This is a genomic window from uncultured Vagococcus sp., assembly GCF_963518325.1.
Taxonomy (GTDB): Bacteria; Bacillota; Bacilli; order Lactobacillales; family Vagococcaceae; genus Vagococcus_D.
Map to the genome: position 1 here is coordinate 1 of NZ_CAUQJB010000068.1, position 2,890 is coordinate 2,890.

The window sequence follows — 2,890 nt, forward strand, 5'->3', positions numbered from 1 at the left end:
AAGCGACCAATGCTATCTATGCCGAAAAAGGGCAGCTGATGATTCATCTTGGAAATGTCCCGGATAAGTATCATAAGATCCAAGTTCCCATCTGGTCTGACCAAAATGGCCAAGATGACCTGACTTGGTATCCTGTGGAACGCAGTGACAAGGGATTTGACCTACAAGTGCCATTGACCAACCATTCTGATCAAGCCGGACTTTATCATGTTCATGTCTATGGGGTGGAGGCAAATGAACAGTTAACCGGTCTTTACCCTCTCACGACCAGCGTCCAGCAAAAAGACCTGGCTTCTTCCCAACCCAAGATCACGATCACACCCATCTCCTCACAAGAATTTGAGGTAGACCTAAAGTTGTTCGAAGACGTTGACGAGATTGTCTTCCCCATCTGGTCTGAAGAAAATGGGCAGGATGATCTGGTCTGGTATCCCGCAAAGAAGATCGCACCTGGACATTTCCAACTGCGCTTTCAGGCTCAAAAACACAAGGGAAGTGGGCTATTTCATCTCCACGTCTATCAGAAAAAGAAGGGGCAACTACAAGGACTATTCCCCACTACCTTTCAAGTGGAAAAGGCAAAGCCAAAGCTCACGCCACTCGCGACACATCCGGGAAACACCTACCCCATTGGTGAGTGCACCTGGGGAGCCAAAGAATTAGCCCCTTGGGCCCACAACTGGTGGGGAAACGGTGGCATGTGGGCAGCTAGTGCACGCACTGCGGGATTCCGGACAGGAGACATCCCAGAGGTCGGTGCCATCGCCTGTTGGGACAATGGGGGATATGGTCATGTCGCCTTGGTTACGGATGTCGAACATGACCAAAAAATTCAGATCCAAGAGGCTAATTACAACGGCCATCGCTATATCGACAACTTCCGTGGTTGGTTCGATCCGACCAATCCCGTCTGGGGAACGGTTACCTATATCTATCCCGATTAAGGTCTTCATGACAACCAGAAAAGGCACCCATCCATTGATGAGTGCCTGTTTTGATTAATGACGGAAATGTCTTACTCCTGTGAAGACCATAGCCATTCCGTATTTATCAGCTGCTTCGATAGATTCTTGGTTGCTCATTAACCAGTTATATCAGAAAGGTTAAAAAGTAGCTCTCATTTAATTGTTTTTCATTTCGCGTATTTTTCTAGATGTGTTTGAATTTTTGGCATGATGAGATGTATGATTTTAAGATTCGTAAAAGCTATTACCATGGCCAATAAAAGATAGACAACGACTGATAACAAAGAACTGTCAGAAGGCCAATAGTGGGAAATAATCATTAGAACCATTGGCAATTCTAGGGTTACCGTGACGACTCCAGGAACATAGCCCCTAAATTGCAGGCACATGATATAATGGATTATGAAATGAGCTGTATAAGCTATTACAAAAGATAAATAGAGTAAACTGTTGTGAGTTATTTGGCAGAATCCAGAAATAAACACCAGGATGATAAATTCTTCGAACACACCTACTGCAAAAGCGGAACCTTGCGTAACGGAACCAAAGAACGGTTTCTTAAATGTTTCTAACTTTTGATGATGCCGTGTTTTCCACAAGGGCATAAAAATTATTTCTTCAAAATCATGTAAAATAAATAAAATAGGCAGCATCCAAACATTAAAAAGAATGCTCATATCTTTACCTCCTTAATAACAACTAACAATTGTACAATGTTAAGAATAAATGATCATCATATATCACGCGCAACACTTTTAGTATAAAGATAAACTGTTACAAAAACAAGAGGTTAAGAGAAATTGGCACAGTTTGACCAATAGTGTGACAGGAAAGGAAAAATACCATGGAATATCAAACGCGACAATGGCTGGAGGAAGCCTTGTTCGATTTATTAGCAACTAAGAAGTCTCTCCAAAATATCAGCATTGCTGAACTCAGCGAGCATGCTCAGATTGCTAGACGAACATTTTATCGTTATTACCATTCAAAAGAGGAAGTTCTTACGAACTATTTAGACCGCTTAATTCAATACTATATTATCGAACTTCAAACAGCAAAACTGACTAATTTTGAAGATTTAGTGAACCTTTTCTTTCAATATTGGAGCCAGTACACTGAGCCATTAAAAATTTTGCAAAACGCAAACTTACTCGTGCTTATCTTGCAAAGGTCTTATGATAAGCTTCCTGCTACTTATACCACTGTCATGGCACCTTGGCACATCACAAATAGTGATCAAAGACAAATCAACTATGATATTAGATTCATTACCGGCGGTCTCTACAATATTTTTGATGAATGGTTAAAAGGAGATTATAAAGCCATGCCTGTTAACGAGCTAGTCACAACAACCTTAAACACCATAAAACGTATAAAAAATAGTTAAGTGAGAAACTGAGTTTTTCGAGATTCGTCATGAACAGCTCTAACAAATCATTTTAATAATTTCTAACACTAAAATGCTTGTTGTTTTAGACATACAAAAAGAGAAGACAACTTACGTCTTCTCTCGTTGTTAGCGATAAATCATTTATCACAGTTGATAATGAGCTAATTTTTAAATACCCATCAATGTCTAAAATGTCTCACGCCTGTGAAGACCATAGTCAAGCCATATTTGTCAGCAGCTTCGATGGACTCTTGGTCACGGACTGATCCACCCGGCTGGATGATCGCTTTAATCCCTGCTTTGGCGATTTCTTCCACATTATCTGCAAATGGGAAGAAGGCATCGGAAGCCAGAACAGCGCCGTCAAGACGGTCTTTAGCTTGGTCAATAGCAATACGAACTGAAGCCACACGGTTTGTTTGACCAGGGCCAACACCAAGTGTCATGTGGTCGTTGGTCACGATGATCCCATTTGATTTCACGTACTTGATAGCTTTCCAAGCAAACTCAAGAGCTGTCGCTTCTGTCTCAGTTG

General features: G+C 41.3%; 4 protein-coding genes and 1 pseudogene. 2 read left to right on the forward strand and 3 right to left on the reverse strand.

Going from position 1 to position 2,890, the window contains the following annotated elements:
* A partial coding sequence (locus tag RWN13_RS23550) for a GBS Bsp-like repeat-containing protein (protein WP_314068692.1) occupies positions 1-944 on the forward strand: 944 nt, incomplete at its 5' end.
* Between the two features lie 54 nt (positions 945-998).
* Here the strand turns inward: RWN13_RS23550 and RWN13_RS23740 are convergent.
* Both RWN13_RS23740 and RWN13_RS23555 read right to left on the reverse strand, forming a co-directional pair.
* Positions 999-1,076 (reverse strand): annotated as a pseudogene (locus RWN13_RS23740) (IMP cyclohydrolase); the annotation flags it as partial.
* A gap of 56 nt (positions 1,077-1,132) precedes the next feature.
* Entirely contained in the window at positions 1,133-1,642 is a 510-nt protein-coding gene (locus RWN13_RS23555) for an HXXEE domain-containing protein (RefSeq protein WP_314068695.1), read from the reverse strand.
* A 167-nt stretch (positions 1,643-1,809) separates the two neighbouring features.
* On the opposite strand from RWN13_RS23555, the gene RWN13_RS23560 reads away from it, so the two are divergent.
* Positions 1,810-2,352, forward strand: a complete 543-nt coding sequence (locus tag RWN13_RS23560; protein WP_314068699.1) for a TetR/AcrR family transcriptional regulator — start codon at positions 1,810-1,812, stop codon at positions 2,350-2,352.
* Positions 2,353-2,534: 182 nt separating this feature from the next.
* On the opposite strand, the gene RWN13_RS23565 is transcribed toward RWN13_RS23560, so the two are convergent.
* On the reverse strand, positions 2,535-2,890 hold a 356-nt coding region (locus RWN13_RS23565), incomplete at its 5' end, for an IMP cyclohydrolase (RefSeq protein ID WP_314068705.1).